Source organism: Angustibacter peucedani, assembly GCF_054779595.1.
The window spans coordinates 1-13,268 of record NZ_BAAGXY010000045.1 but is presented as its reverse complement, the minus strand read 5'-3'; the positions used below and the strand labels follow the sequence as shown (position 1 = coordinate 13,268).

Below are 13,268 nucleotides of genomic sequence, written 5' to 3'. Positions count from 1 at the left end.
CGGCTCGCGGTGCGGCTCGGCCTGGCCCGCACCGCCCCGGTCACCGAGGTGGTCGCCGCCGTCGCGACCGCCACCGGCCGCCCGGCCGCCGAGGTCGACGCGCTGCTCGTCGGCCCCGACCCCGCCGACGACCCTGCTCTGGTCCTGCTCGCCCGCCACCTGGACGCCCTCGAGACGGAGGTTCACCACTCGTGACCGACTCCCCCGCCGACACCCCGCCCGGCTCCAGGCCCGACGCCGCCGCGGACGACGCCCGCGCGGCCCTGCAGGCGGTGCGCACCGAGGTGGCCAAGGCCGTCGTCGGCCAGGACGCCGCGGTCACCGGCCTGGTCATCGCCCTGCTCGCGCGCGGGCACGTGCTGCTCGAGGGCGTGCCCGGCGTCGCCAAGACCCTGCTGGTGCGCGCGCTCGCGGCGGCCCTCGACCTGCGCACGACGCGCGTGCAGTTCACGCCCGACCTCATGCCGGGCGACGTCACGGGCTCGTTGGTCTACGACGCGCGGACGGCGGAGTTCTCGTTCCGCGAGGGGCCGGTCTTCACCCACCTGCTGCTCGCCGACGAGATCAACCGGACGCCGCCGAAGACGCAGGCCTCGCTGCTGGAGGCCATGGAGGAGCGGCAGGTGAGCGTCGACGGCACGCCCCGGCCGCTGCCCTCGCCGTTCGTCGTGTGCGCCACGCAGAACCCGGTGGAGTACGAGGGCACCTACCCGCTGCCCGAGGCCCAGCTCGACCGGTTCCTGCTCAAGCTGCAGCTGCCGGTGCCGCCGCGCGAGGACGAGGTGGCGGTGCTGCAGCGGCACGCCGACGGCTTCGACCCGCGCGACCTCGCCGCCGCGGGCGTGCGGGCCGTCGCGACCGCCGAGCACCTGGCCGCCGGGTCCGCGGCGGTGCGCACGCTGCACGTCGCGCCCGAGGTGCTCGGGTACGTCGTCGACATCGCGCGCGCCACCCGCGTCTCGCCGTCCCTGCAGCTCGGGGTCTCGCCCCGCGGGGCCACCGCGCTGCTCGCGTCCAGCCGCGCCTGGGCCTGGCTGGCCGGGCGCGACTACGTCTCGCCGGACGACGTCAAGGCGCTCGCCGGGGCCACGCTGCGCCACCGCGTGCAGCTGCGGCCCGAGGCCGAGCTCGAGGGCGTGAGCGTCGACGCGGTGCTGGACGGCGTCCTGGCCGCGGTGCCGGTGCCGCGGTGAGCCCAGCGCGGCGCACGGCGCCGAGCTCGGTGGTGCGGGAGGTCGCGTGGCGCTGACCGGGCGCGCCGCGCTGCTCGCCCTGCTCGGCGTGGTCTGGGCCGGGCTGGTGCAGCCGTCGTGGGCGGGCGTCGGCGTCTGGCTGCTGGTCGTGGCGGCCGCCGTGGCCGTCGACCTCGCCGTGGCCGGCAGCCCGCGGGGCGTGCGCATCACCCGCACGCCCGGTGGCTCGGTGCGGCTGGGCGAGCGGACGTCCAGCACCCTCGTGCTCGACAACACCGGACGTCGGCGGGTGCGGGCCGTCGTCCGCGACGCCTGGCAGCCGTCGGCCGGGGCGGACGGCGTGCGGCACCGGCTGGTGCTCCCCGGCGGCGAGCGGCGGCGGCTGACGACGGCCCTGCGACCGGTGCGGCGCGGCGACCGCCAGGCCGACCGCGTCACGCTGCGCTCGCTCGGACCGCTCGGCGTGGCCGGCCGGCAGCGGTCGGTGGCCGTGCCCGGACGGTTGCGTGTGCTGCCGCCGTTCGCCTCGCGCAAGCACCTGCCGAGCCGGCTGGCCCGGCTGCGCGAGATCGACGGCCGCTCGAGCGTCAACGTGCGCGGGCAGGGCACCGAGTTCGACTCGCTGCGCGACTACGTTCCGGGCGACGACGTCCGCAGCATCGACTGGCGGGCCACCGCCCGGCGGCGCCAGGTCGTCGTGCGGACGTGGCGGCCCGAGCGCGACCGGCGGGTGCTCCTGGTGCTCGACACCTCGCGCACCGCGGCCGCCCGCGTCGGCGACGCGCCACGCCTGGACGCCGCGATGGAGGCCGCGCTGCTGCTCGCGGCGCTGGCCAGCCGGGCCGGCGACCGGGTCGACCTGGTGGCCGTCGACCGGCGGGTGCGCGCGCGGGTCGAGGGGGCGAGCGGGGCGTCGCTGCTCTCCTCGCTCGTGACGGCGATGGCGCCGCTGGAGGCCGAGCTGGTCGAGACCGACTGGTCGGTGGCGGTCGGCGCGGTGACCAGCCGGCTGAGCCAGCGCGCGCTCGTCGTGCTGCTCACCACGCTCGACACCGCGGCGGTGGAGGAGGGCCTGCTGCCCGTGCTGGGCCAGCTGACCCGGCGGCACCAGGTGGTCGTGGCGTCGGTCGCCGACCCCGAGCTGGACCGCATGCGCCGCACCCGCGAGAGCGCCGAGGACGTGTACGACGCCGCGGCGGCCGAGCGCGTCGGGCTCGAGCGCGACCGGCTGGCGCGGCTGCTGGCGCGGTCCGGCGCGGAGGTGGTCGACGCCGCGCCCGACGACCTGCCGCCGCGGCTGGCCGACCGCTACCTGGCGCTCAAGGCCGCCGGCCGGCTCTGACCCTCGGCCAGCCGCTCGACGGCGGTGCCCAGCGCGGTGCTCATGGCCTCGAGCGTGTCGAGCAGGACGTGCTCGTCGACGTCCAGCGCCTCGCGGAACGTCTCGACCGCGAGCGAGAACGCCGGGAAGCAGCGCTCGGTCAGCCGCCGTCCGGCCGGGGTCAGCTGCACGAGCTGCGAGCGACCGTCGTCGGGGTTGCGCCGCCGGCGCAGATGACCGCGGGAGTCCATGCGCCGCAACCAGTTCGACAGCGTCGACCGGCCCATCCCGAGGTCGAGCGCGAGCTCGGACGGCGTGGTCGGCCCGCTGAGGTTCAGCACGCTGTAGACCGCGAACTCCGGCGGCGTCAGGGGCGCGTCGCCGAAGGTCAGCTCGAGCAGCTCGCGCACCTGCTGGTCGACGGCGTAGCTGAGCAGCAGAGGCCCGCGTCGCTGCAACCGTCCCGCCACGAGTGCAGCCTACGGCGAGGTCACGATGTGGTGTCGGAGGCTGGTAAACTAGTTCCTGCATGAACTATCTTCCGGCGCATGAGCCCGCGCACCCGCACCGCCGCCCTCCTCGTCGCCGCCGGTCTCGGGCTGGCCGCCTGCTCGGGCGACCCCGCGCCCGCGACCTCCTCGACGCCGTCCCCGTCGGCGCAGAGCCTTGTCGCCCAACGGATCCGGGTGGGGAGCAAGCCGTGCGGCGTCCTCGTCGCGCCCGACCGGGTGTGGGTCAGCAGCTACTCCGACGGCACCCTGGTGGCCGTCGACCGGGCCAGCGGCACGGTGGTCAGCACCACCGACGTCGGGTCGCAGCCGTGCGGGCTGGCCCGGGGCGCCGGCTCGGTCTGGGTCGAGGACTACGGCTCGTCCGAGCTGACCCGCGTCGACGAGCGCACCGGCCGCGTGCTGGCCACCGTCAAGACCGGGGCCTCGCCGTACGACGTCACGTTCGGCGCGGGCGCGGCGTGGGTCAGCGACAACCTCGAGGGCACCGTGTCGCGGGTCGACGCCCGCACCAACCGGCGCACCGTCGTCCGCACCGGCGGCAACCCGGTCGGGATCGTCTTCGCCGGTGGCGCGGTGTGGACCGGGCTCGGCACGACCGAGGTCGTGCGCATCGACCCGAGCACCTCGAAGGTCACCGACCGGGTCGAGACCGCGCCCGGTGCAGGGTGGACGGCGGCCTCCGGTGACGACCTGTGGGTCATGAACGGCACCGCCGGCTCGGTCAGCCACGTCGACACCCGCCGCCGCACCGTCGTCCGCACCGTGCCCGTCGGCCCGAACCCGCTGGACGGCGACGCCGACGGCGGATCGGTCTGGGTCGGCCTCAAGGACGGGCGCCTGGTGCGCCTGGACGCCGCCACCGACCAGGTCACCGGCACGTGGCCGTCCGGCGTCGCGAACCCGTTCGTCGTGGACGCCGACGCCGGGCAGGTCTGGACGGCCGACTTCCTGGGCACCGACCTGGTGCGGGTCGACGCTGCAGACCTGCCGCCGTCGCCCTGAGCCGGCCCTGCCCCGGCTCAGGCGGACGTCGGCAGGGCGGCGCCGGCGTAGCGCTCCTCGAGGTCGCCGATCTCGCCGCGCTGCACCGCCCAGCGGCCGAGCGTGAACACGTAGGTCAGGAAGGCCGCCTCGGCCAGCACGCCGATGCCGACGCGGGCCCACGTCGGCAACGGCGACGGCGTCACGAAGGCCTCGATCACGCCCGACACCGCGAGCACGAGCACCAGCCCCATGGCGATCCCCACGGCGGCCCGGCCCTCCTCGCCGAGCGCCCGCGCGCGGGTGCGCGCCCCCGGCTCGACCCACGACCAGAACAGCCGCAGCCCGACGCCGGCAGCCACGAACACCGCGGTCAGCTCGAGCAGCCCGTGCGGCAGGATCAAGCCGAAGAACAGGTCCAGCCGGTCGCGCGAGGCCATCAGGCCGCCGACCAGGCCGACGTTGGCGGCGTTCTGCGCCACGACCCACAGCACCGGCAGCCCCAGCACCCCGGTGGCGATGCACAGCGCGGCGATCCAGGCGTTGTTGGTCCAGACCTGCGCGGCGAACGAGCTCGCGGCGTACTCGGAGTAGTAGCTCTCGAAGTCGTTCTCGACCAGCTGGCGGATCTGCTCGTCGGACGCGACCGACGCCTGCACCTCCGGGTGCGTGGCGACCCACCAGCCCATGGCGAGCGCCACGAGCAGGCTGGCCAGCGCCGTCAGCGCCCACCACCGGCGGGTGCGGTAGAGCGCCGCGGGGAACGAGACCGTGAAGAACCGGGCGAGGTCGCGCCAGGCGGCCTCGTGGCTGCCGGTCGCGGCGGCCCGCGCCCGGGTGACCAGCGCCGACAGCCGGGCGACCAGCGCCGGGTCGGGAGCGGCCGACCGGACGACGGACAGCTGGGTGCCGACGCGCTGGTAGAGCTCGACGAGCTCGTCGGCCTCGGCGCCGGTGAGCCGCCGCCGTCCGCTGAGCTCGCCCAGCCGCGCCCACTCCTCGCGGTGCGCGCTGACGTAGGCGTCCAGGTCCACGCGGCGAGCCTAGTTGGCCGGGAGCCTCGCCGTCCGCGCAGCGCCACTACCCTCACGGGCATGGACGAGGTGGTGACCGGCGAGGCGGTGCTGCTCGACGTCCGGCCGGCGACGTTCGCCTCGCGCGCCGTCTCCGGGGCGATCGACCTGGCCGCCGAGCTCGCGGTGCTGATCACCACGTTCGTGGTCAGCCTGCGCCTGACGACCAGCCTGGACGGCGCCGCCGCCGCCGCGCTGAGCCTGGTCGTCTTCGTCGGCGTGGCCGTCGGCGTGCCGGTGCTCGTCGAGACGCTGACCCGCGGTCGCACGCTGGGCAAGCTGGTCATGGGCCTGCGGGCGGTGCGGGACGACGGGGGGCCGATCCGGTTGCGGCACGCGCTGGTGCGCGGGCTGGTCGGGTTCGTCGAGCTCTGGGTGCTGTGGGGCGTGCCGGCGCTGCTGGCCTCGCTGCTGAACGACCGCGGCAAGCGGCTGGGCGACCTCGCGGCCGGCACCTACGTCGTGCGCGAGCGGGCCACGGCGCAGACCTCGCTGATGGCGCTGCTGCCCCCGCAGCTCGCGCCGTGGGCCGCCACCGCCGACATCGGCCGGCTGCCGGACGGGCTCGCGCTGCACGTGCGGCAGTTCCTCGGCCGCGCGCAGGGCATGCACCCGCAGGCTCGCGCCGCGATGGCCGTGCAGCTCGCCGGCGCGGTGCGTCCGCACGTGGCGCCCGCTCCCCCGCCCGGCACGCCGGACGAGCCGTTCCTGGCCGCCGTCCTGGCCGAGCGCCGCCGTCGCGACGTCGACCGGCTGGCGCGCGAGCAGCACCGCCGCCGGCAGCTGGCCGGCGTCGACGCCGTGGACGCCGCCCTCGCACAGGTGCGCCGACCCTGAGAGCAGGGCCGGCGCACCGGTGTCGAGCGGGTCGAGCGGGTCGTGCTGGTCTTGCAGGTCGAGCCCGGGGGCTCAGTAGCGGTAGTGGTCCGCCTTGTAGGGGCCTTCGACCGCGATGCCGAGGTACTCGGCCTGCTGCTTGCTGAGCTCGGTCAGGTGCACGCCGAGCGCGTCGAGGTGCAGGCGGGCGACCTTCTCGTCCAGGTGCTTGGGCAGCACGTGCACGCCGAGCGGGTACTCGTCGGTCTTGGTGAACAGCTCGACCTGGGCGATCGTCTGGTTCGCGAACGAGTTGCTCATGACGAAGCTCGGGTGGCCCGTGGCGTTGCCGAGGTTCAGCAGCCGGCCCTCGCTCAGCACGATGATCGAGCGGCCGTCCTCGAACGTCCACTCGTGCACCTGCGGCTTGATCTCGGTCTTGGTCACGCCCGGGGTGCGGGCCAGGCCGGCCATGTCGATCTCGTTGTCGAAGTGGCCGATGTTGCCGACGATCGCCTGGTGCTTCATCGAGCGCATGTGCTCGGCCGTGATGACGTCGAAGCAGCCGGTGGCGGTGACGAAGATGTCGGCCACGCCGACGACGTCCTCCATCGTGGCGACCTGGTAGCCGTCCATCGCGGCCTGCAGCGCGCAGATCGGGTCGACCTCGGTGACGATGACGCGAGCGCCCTGGCCGCGCAGCGACTCGGCGCAGCCCTTGCCCACGTCGCCGTAGCCCGCCACCACGGCGACCTTGCCGCCGATCAGCACGTCGGTGGCGCGGTTGATGCCGTCGACCAGCGAGTGCCGGGTGCCGTACTTGTTGTCGAACTTGGACTTGGTGACCGAGTCGTTGACGTTGATCGCCGGGAACAGCAGCGTGCCGTCCTGCGCGAACTCGTACAGGCGGTGGACGCCCGTCGTGGTTTCCTCGGTCACGCCCTTGATGCCGGCCGCGATCGTGGTCCACTTCTGCGGGTCCTCGGCCAGCGTGCGGCGCAGCACGTCGAGGATGACGCGGTACTCCTCGCTGTCCTCGTCCGTGGTGGCCGGGACGGCGCCCGCCCCCTCGAACTCCTTGCCCTTGTGCACGAGCAGCGTGGCGTCGCCGCCGTCGTCCAGGATCATGTTCGGGCCCTCGCCGCCCGGCCAGGACAAGATCTTGACCGTGCAGTCCCAGTACTCCTCGAGGGTCTCGCCCTTCCAGGCGAACACCGGCACGCCGCGCGGCTCGTCGACGGTGCCGTCGGGGCCGACGACGACGGCCGCGGCCGCCTCGTCCTGGGTCGAGAAGATGTTGCACGAGGCCCAGCGCACCTCGGCGCCGAGCGCCACGAGGGTCTCGATGAGGACGGCGGTCTGCACGGTCATGTGCAGCGAGCCGGCGATGCGGGCGCCGGCGAGCGGCTTGCTCTCGCCGTGCTCGGCGCGCAGCGCCATCAGGCCGGGCATCTCGTGCTCGGCGAGGCGGATCTGGTGGCGGCCGGACTCGGCGAGGCCGAGGTCGCGCACCTGGTGGTCGAACGTCATGGCAGACCTTCCTGGTCGGGGGATCGCTCCGGTAGGGAGCCGGCGCAGCCCCTCTGGGCCTGCGGCATCACCGACGCCGGAACGCCGTCCAGTCTAGCCCAGGCCGGCGAACAGGTCGGTCTCGAGACCGTCGGACCGCGTCGGCCCCTGCTGCCCCTTGGCCAGGCGGAAGAACTCGCTGCCCCACACGTCGGCGTCGGTGCCGCTGGCCTGGGTGAAGAACGGCCCGTCGGCGGTGATCTGGGTGCGGTGCGCCTTCATGGCGGCGATCTTGGCGGCCGCGTGCTCGCCCGCCTCGACGACCGCCGACAGGTCGGCGTCCGGCGTCACGAACGGCGGCAGCGGCCCGTCGGGATCCATGCCCTCGAAGGTCGTGGTGTCGCCTGCCGCGCGCAGCCGGCGCAGCCCCTCGCGCAGCCGGCTCTCGCTCATCGCGCCCCAGTAGATCTTCGGCACGTCCCACGCCTCGCCCAGGTCGCGCCGGTAGGACGGGACGGCGGCGAGCTGCGCGCCGTACATCGCCACGCGGTGCGCCTGCACGTGGTCGGGGTGGCCGTAGCCGCCGAACTGGTCGTAGGTGACCAGCACCTGCGGGCGCACCTCGCGCACGACCTCGGCGAGCAGCGTGGCCGCCTCGGTCAGGTCGGCGTTCCAGAACGCGTTCTCGTGGACGTCGTCGGCCGCGATCGCGTAGCCGTCGTCGTGCCACTTCATGCCCGAGTCGCGGTAGCGGCCGAAGCCGCCGAGGAAGCGGTGGTCGGTGACCCCGAGCTCGCGCATCGCGTCGGCCAGCTCGCCGCGCCGGTGCTCGCCGAGCGCGTCGTCGCGGTCGGCCGCGAGGTGCTCGAGCTCGGGCACCAGCACCTCGCCCATCTCGCCGGCGGTGCAGGTGACCAGGGTGACGCCGCGCCCCTCCGCCACGTAGCGCGCCATGGTGGCGCCCTGGCCGATGGACTCGTCGTCGGGGTGGGCGTGGACGAGCAGGATGCGCTGGTCGGTCATGCGGACGAGCCTAGTTCGGCCGTCCGACAGCTCCTTCGGGCGGCTGCTGCGCGGCCGGTCGTCGCACGTCCGGCTCGAGGTAGATGACGCGCGCGATCGGCACCGCCGCGCGCACCCGGCGCTCGGCGCCGTCGATGGCGTCGGCGACGTCGGCCGCCGAGTCCGTGGCCGGAACCGCGATCTTGGCGGCCACCAGCAGCTCCTCGGGCCCGAGGTGCAGCGTCTTCATGTGGATGACCGAGGTGACCCCGTCGCCCACCAGCGCCGCCTCGACGGCCCGCACGTTCTCGGGGGTGGCGCCCTCGCCGAGCAGCAGCGACTTCATCTCGACCGCGAGCACCGCGGCCACCACGACGAGCAGCAGGCCGATCATGGCGGTGCCGACCGCGTCCCAGCGGCCGTCGTCGGTCAGCAGCGTCATGACGACGCCGAACAGCGCGAGCACCAGGCCGACGAGCGCCGCGAGGTCCTCCAGCAGGATCACCGGCAGCTCGGGCGCCTTGGCGGTGCGCACGAAGTCCTTCCACGAGCGCTGCCCGCGCACGTGGTTGGACTCGCGGACCGCCGTCCGGAACGAGAAGCCCTCCATGCCGATCGCGGCCACGAGCACGGCCACCGGCACCCACTGCCACGCGTGGATCCCGTGCGGGTCGTGCCACTTGTGCCACGCCTCGTAGAGCGCGAACAGGCCGCCGACCGTGAACAGCACGATCGAGACGACGAACCCGTAGACGTAGCGCTCGCGGCCGTAGCCGAACGGGTGCTGCGGGGTCGCCTGCCGCTGGGCCCGCTTGCCGCCGACCAGCAGCAGCACCTGGTTGCCCGAGTCGGCGAGCGAGTGGATCGCCTCGGCCAGCATCGAGCTGGACCGGGTCAGCAGGAACGCCACGAACTTGGTGACCGCGATGCCGAGGTTCGCGGCGAGCGCCGCCACGATCGCGGTGGTGCCGCCTCCAGCTGCCATCGGGCCAGCCTAGCCAGCCCCCGCTCAGCCGGCGCTCAGCGGGCGTCGCGCAGGTCGGCGACGTGCGGCGACAGGCCGGGGTCGAGACCGAGGGCCAGCGCGAGGTAGACCGCGGCGAAGTCCGTGCGCGCCACCAGACCGGCCAGCCGCTCGAGCGGGTGCCCGGCCTCGGCCGCGACCTCGGTGACGGCCACGCCGACGTCCTCGGCCAGCCCGCGCACGCGGTCGGCGAGCGCCGCGGCCTCGAACGCGTCCTGCTCGTCGCGGCCGGGCACCGGCGCCGGCTCGCGCAGCATCAGCAGCCGCAGCCCGGGGCTCGCCGGCCCGTCGAGGAAGGGGTCGGCGAAGACGTCGTCGCTCGCGGCCGTGAACGGGCCGTCGAACGTCGCCACGACCTCGCTCGCGTCGTCCGGCAGCGAGCCGTGGACCGCGGGCGTGCGCGCCGTGCGGGCCAGCATGGCCGCGGCGCGCTGGGCGGCGACGCCGGTCACCGGCCCGTCGCCGAGCACCACGGGCACGGAGCCCGCGAGCTGCAGCGCCAGAACCTTGGCCGGGTTGACGAACGACTCGGACGACGGCCGCGCGGCCTCCGCCTCGGCGTCCAGCCGGTCGGCCAGCCGGGCCAGCAGCGCGTCGTCGACGTCCACGACGCCGAGCGCGTCGGCGCCCTGCAGCACCGGGACGAGCAGCGACCAGAACGAGGTGCGGGACGACGCACCGGCCGGCGCGCGACCGGGCTCGTGCGGTCGCTCGACCGGCACGTGCGTGCCGCGCGCCTGCGCGCAGACGGCGGCGAGCGGCGAGTCGGCGGCGCCGACCGTGAGCAGCCGGGCCCCGCGACGTCCGGCCTCGGCGGCCAGCGCGAGCGGTCCGCCGGCCCGGCCCGACAACGAGACCGCGACGACGAGGTCGAGCGGACCGACCCAGCCCGGCAGCGGCACGCCGCGGCGCACCGTCACCGGCACGGGCGAGCCGGCCCCGGCCAGCAGGGCCAGGACGTCGGCCACCATCGCCGAGCCGCCGAGCGAGGCGACCAGCACCGAGCGCGGACGGTCGCCGTCGCCGATCGACCGCACGCCGGCCTCGTCGCCGCGCACCGCCGCCTCGCGCACCTGGGCGCCGGCCGTGGCCAGGGCGCGCAGCACGCCGGAGGGGTCGGCCGCGGCGATGGCCTCGCCGTCGTCCAGCAGGTCCTCGTCCACGTCTCGCTCCCTGCCGCCGTGTCCGACCTCGGTGTCTGGGCCCGGATCAGCCCGCGATCAGCCCTGGGGTGCGCGCGCCTCGTCGACGAGCATCACCGGGATGCCGTCGTCGACCCGGTAGGCCAGGCCGCACGAGGCGTTGGTGCACACCAGCTCGGGACCGCCGTCCGGGCCGGTGTCGTCGCGCAGCTCGCCGTGGCACTTCGGGCAGCGCAGGATCTCGCGCAGCCAGGGCTCGATGCTGGCGGGCCGGCTGTCGCTCACGGGTGCCTCCGGGGCTGCAGGGTGGTTCGGGGTCGTGCGCACGTCGGGGGACAGCCTGCCAGGTCAGGCCCGGATGATGGCCAGGGCCCGGTCGCGGACGTCCTGCATCGTCGCGTCGTCGTGGGCCTCGACGTTCAGGCGCAGCAACGGCTCGGTGTTGCTGGCGCGCAGGTTCAGCCACCAGCCGGGGCGCCCGTCGGGCCCGTCGCAGGTGAGGGTGAGGCCGTCGAGGCGGTCCTCGGCGACGTCGGCGCCGGCGAAGGCGGCCCGCACGGCCTCGGTGCGGTCGGCGGCGTCGGCGACGGTGCTGTTGATCTCGCCCGAGGCGACGTACCGCTCGTAGGCGGCGGCGAGCTCGCTCAGCGGCCGGGGCTGCTCGCCGAGGGCGGCCAGCACGTGCATCGCCGCGAGCATCCCGGTGTCGGCGAACCAGAAGTCGCGGAAGTAGTAGTGCGCCGAGTGCTCGCCGCCGAAGACCGCGTCGTGCCGGGCCATCTCGGCCTTGATGAAGGAGTGGCCGACGCGGGTGCGCACGGCGGTGGCGCCGCGCTCGGCGACGACCTCGGGCACGGCGCGCGAGGTGATGAGGTTGTGGATCACCGTCGGCTCGCCGCCGGCCTCGAGGTCCTTGGCGATCTCGCGGGCGGCGACCAGCGCGGTGACCGCGCTCGGGCTGACCGGCTCGCCGCGCTCGTCGACGACGAAGCACCGGTCGGCGTCGCCGTCGAAGGCCAGGCCGAGGTCGGCGCCGTGCTCGACGACGGCGGCCTGCAGGTCGCGCAGGTTGGCCGGCTCGAGCGGGTTGGCCTCGTGGTTCGGGAAGGTGCCGTCGAGCTCGAAGTAGAGCGGGACGACGGTGAGCGGCAGCGCCTCGAGGCCGGCCTCGGTGCCGAGCACCGCCGGGACGGTGTGGCCGGCCATGCCGTTGCCGGCGTCGACGACGACGGTCAGCGGCCGGCTGCCGCGCAGGTCGACGAGCCCGCGCAGGTGGCGGGCGTAGTCGGCCAGGACGTCGCGCTCGGTGGTGCTGCCGGGCGCGTCGACCGGTGCGGCCCCGCCCTCGGCCAGGTGCTGCTCGGCCCGGCGGCGGACGTCGTCCAGGCCGGTGTCCTGCCCGACCGGGCGGGCGCCGCTGCGGCACAGCTTGATGCCGTTGTACTGCGCGGGGTTGTGGCTGGCGGTGAACATGGCGCCGGGGGCGCCGAGCGCGCCCGAGGCGTAGTAGAGGCCGTCGGTGGACGCCAGCCCGACCAGGGTGACGTCGCGGCCCTGCGAGGTGACGCCCTCGGCGAAGGCCGCCACGAGCTCGGGCGAGGAGGGGCGCATGTCGTGCGCCACGACCACGGGTCCCTCGCCGTCGTCGGCGACCACGGCGGCGAAGGCCGCCCCCAAGGCTCGGACGACGTCGGCGTCCAGGTCGTCGGGGACGACGCCGCGGACGTCGTAGGCCTTGACCACGCTGCTCAGGTCTCGCACCCGAGCAGCGTAGTGGCGCGGGATGCGCCGAGCGGGGGTGGTGCTGCGGGTCAGGAGACCTTGCGGGTGCGGTCGATGACCTCGGTGACGGTGAGCTCGACGCCCTCGTGGCTCCACGACTTGTGGCCGCAGATGCGGCAGGAAGCGAAGTCGACCGGGGTGCCGTCGGTGAGGTGCATCGAGAGCGTGGTCAGGCGGACGGAGCCGCAGGACCCGCAGGCGGCCGTGGTGCGCGCCTCGCGCTGGGTCAGGGAGCCGAGCGGGAGGGACGGACGGGCGGCGGCGGAGCGAGCCATGAGCGGTGACCTTCCGGAGCGGGTGGGTGGCCGCGGTGCGCGGCGACCAGACCTGGTTCGGCCATCCGGATGATTTCCTTGAGCGGTGGGCGTGTCGCGACATATCGGACATGCATCACGCACGTCACCCGCGCCACTCAGACCCCGGGAGTCACGCCTGCTCGGAGTCGCGCAGCACGCGCAGGTGACCACGTCGGCCGACCTCGACCGCCCGCGCCTCGGACGCCGGGCGGGCCACCGGGCGGGCGGCCTCGCGCACCGCGTCGGCCAGGGCCAGCAGGTCGTCGTCGCTCGGCCCGGCCAGCTCGGCCTCGGGCGCCAGGCGCATGACCTCCCACCCGCGCGGGGCGGTGAGCCGCTCGGCGTGCTCGGCGCACAGGTCGTAGCAGTGCGGCTCGGCGTAGGTGGCGAGCGGGCCGAGCACCGCGGTGGAGTCGGCGTAGACGTAGGTCAGCGTCGCGACCGCGGCGCGGGTGCACGCCGTACGGGTGCAGCGACGCAGGGGGTTCACGGGGGCGACGCTACCTCCCCGTGCCGACGGCGCCGGGGAGGCGCGCGGCCTAGACTGGGCCGGTGCTGCGCCGGTCCTCCCCCGCCGACGGCCCGGCGTCGCCCGGGCCCGCCGCCCGGCCGCCGCG

14 protein-coding genes and 1 pseudogene are annotated in these 13,268 nt (G+C 75.3%); 5 read left to right on the top strand and 10 right to left on the bottom strand.

Annotated elements, in window-relative coordinates; genetic code table 11:
• The 3 genes and pseudogenes from ACYVJ4_RS09860 to ACYVJ4_RS09850 form a co-directional block, all read left to right on the top strand.
• A pseudogene (locus tag ACYVJ4_RS09860) lies at window positions 1–195 on the top strand (DUF4350 domain-containing protein); the annotation flags it as partial.
• Window positions 192–1,193, top strand: coding sequence for an AAA family ATPase (locus tag ACYVJ4_RS09855; protein WP_460459953.1), 1,002 nt, complete (start codon window positions 192–194; stop codon window positions 1,191–1,193). The pseudogene ACYVJ4_RS09860 and the gene ACYVJ4_RS09855, both read left to right, overlap by 4 nt.
• Before the next feature lie 46 nt (window positions 1,194–1,239).
• Window positions 1,240–2,535 (top strand): DUF58 domain-containing protein, encoded by a 1,296-nt coding sequence (locus ACYVJ4_RS09850; protein ID WP_460459952.1) that lies wholly within the window; start codon window positions 1,240–1,242, stop codon window positions 2,533–2,535.
• On the opposite strand, the gene ACYVJ4_RS09845 is transcribed toward ACYVJ4_RS09850, so the two are convergent.
• Window positions 2,502–2,984, bottom strand: coding sequence for a MarR family winged helix-turn-helix transcriptional regulator (locus ACYVJ4_RS09845; protein ID WP_460459951.1), 483 nt, complete (start codon window positions 2,982–2,984; stop codon window positions 2,502–2,504). The two genes, ACYVJ4_RS09850 and ACYVJ4_RS09845, sit on opposite strands and share 34 nt — an antisense overlap.
• 78 nt (window positions 2,985–3,062) lie before the next feature.
• On the opposite strand from ACYVJ4_RS09845, the gene ACYVJ4_RS09840 reads away from it, so the two are divergent.
• Complete coding sequence (locus tag ACYVJ4_RS09840) at window positions 3,063–4,028, top strand: Vgb family protein (RefSeq protein ID WP_460459950.1); 966 nt, start codon at window positions 3,063–3,065, stop codon at window positions 4,026–4,028.
• Window positions 4,029–4,045: 17 nt separating this feature from the next.
• Here the strand turns inward: ACYVJ4_RS09840 and ACYVJ4_RS09835 are convergent, their stop codons facing one another.
• Window positions 4,046–5,041 (bottom strand): stage II sporulation protein M, encoded by a 996-nt coding sequence (locus ACYVJ4_RS09835; protein ID WP_460459949.1) that lies wholly within the window; start codon window positions 5,039–5,041, stop codon window positions 4,046–4,048.
• Window positions 5,042–5,101: 60 nt separating this feature from the next.
• On the opposite strand from ACYVJ4_RS09835, the gene ACYVJ4_RS09830 reads away from it, so the two are divergent.
• Complete coding sequence (locus ACYVJ4_RS09830) at window positions 5,102–5,917, top strand: RDD family protein (RefSeq protein WP_460459948.1); 816 nt, start codon at window positions 5,102–5,104, stop codon at window positions 5,915–5,917.
• 72 nt (window positions 5,918–5,989) lie between these two features.
• Here the strand turns inward: ACYVJ4_RS09830 and ahcY are convergent, their stop codons facing one another.
• The 8 genes from ahcY to ACYVJ4_RS09790 form a co-directional block, all read right to left on the bottom strand.
• Window positions 5,990–7,426: an adenosylhomocysteinase gene (ahcY, locus tag ACYVJ4_RS09825; RefSeq protein ID WP_460459947.1), complete on the bottom strand. Its 1,437-nt coding sequence runs from the start codon at window positions 7,424–7,426 to the stop codon at window positions 5,990–5,992.
• A 93-nt stretch (window positions 7,427–7,519) separates the two neighbouring features.
• Window positions 7,520–8,428, bottom strand: coding sequence for an N-acetyl-1-D-myo-inositol-2-amino-2-deoxy-alpha-D-glucopyranoside deacetylase (gene mshB, locus ACYVJ4_RS09820; RefSeq protein WP_460459946.1), 909 nt, complete (start codon window positions 8,426–8,428; stop codon window positions 7,520–7,522).
• 10 nt (window positions 8,429–8,438) lie between these two features.
• A complete protein-coding gene (locus ACYVJ4_RS09815; RefSeq protein ID WP_460459945.1) occupies window positions 8,439–9,392 on the bottom strand; it encodes a cation diffusion facilitator family transporter in 954 nt (317 codons plus the stop codon).
• Window positions 9,393–9,427: 35 nt separating this feature from the next.
• Window positions 9,428–10,594, bottom strand: coding sequence for an SIS domain-containing protein (locus ACYVJ4_RS09810; RefSeq protein ID WP_460459944.1), 1,167 nt, complete (start codon window positions 10,592–10,594; stop codon window positions 9,428–9,430).
• Between the two features lie 57 nt (window positions 10,595–10,651).
• Window positions 10,652–10,858 carry a Trm112 family protein gene (locus ACYVJ4_RS09805; RefSeq protein ID WP_460459943.1) on the bottom strand — a complete coding sequence of 69 codons (207 nt, stop codon included), beginning with the start codon at window positions 10,856–10,858 and terminating at the stop codon, window positions 10,652–10,654.
• Between the two features lie 63 nt (window positions 10,859–10,921).
• Window positions 10,922–12,334 (bottom strand): phosphomannomutase/phosphoglucomutase, encoded by a 1,413-nt coding sequence (locus tag ACYVJ4_RS09800; RefSeq protein ID WP_460459942.1) that lies wholly within the window; start codon window positions 12,332–12,334, stop codon window positions 10,922–10,924.
• 50 nt (window positions 12,335–12,384) lie between these two features.
• Window positions 12,385–12,630 carry a hypothetical protein gene (locus tag ACYVJ4_RS09795; RefSeq protein ID WP_460459941.1) on the bottom strand — a complete coding sequence of 82 codons (246 nt, stop codon included), beginning with the start codon at window positions 12,628–12,630 and terminating at the stop codon, window positions 12,385–12,387.
• Between the two features lie 151 nt (window positions 12,631–12,781).
• Window positions 12,782–13,141: a DUF3499 domain-containing protein gene (locus tag ACYVJ4_RS09790; RefSeq protein ID WP_460459940.1), complete on the bottom strand. Its 360-nt coding sequence runs from the start codon at window positions 13,139–13,141 to the stop codon at window positions 12,782–12,784.
• Between the last annotated feature and the right edge of the window lie 127 nt (window positions 13,142–13,268).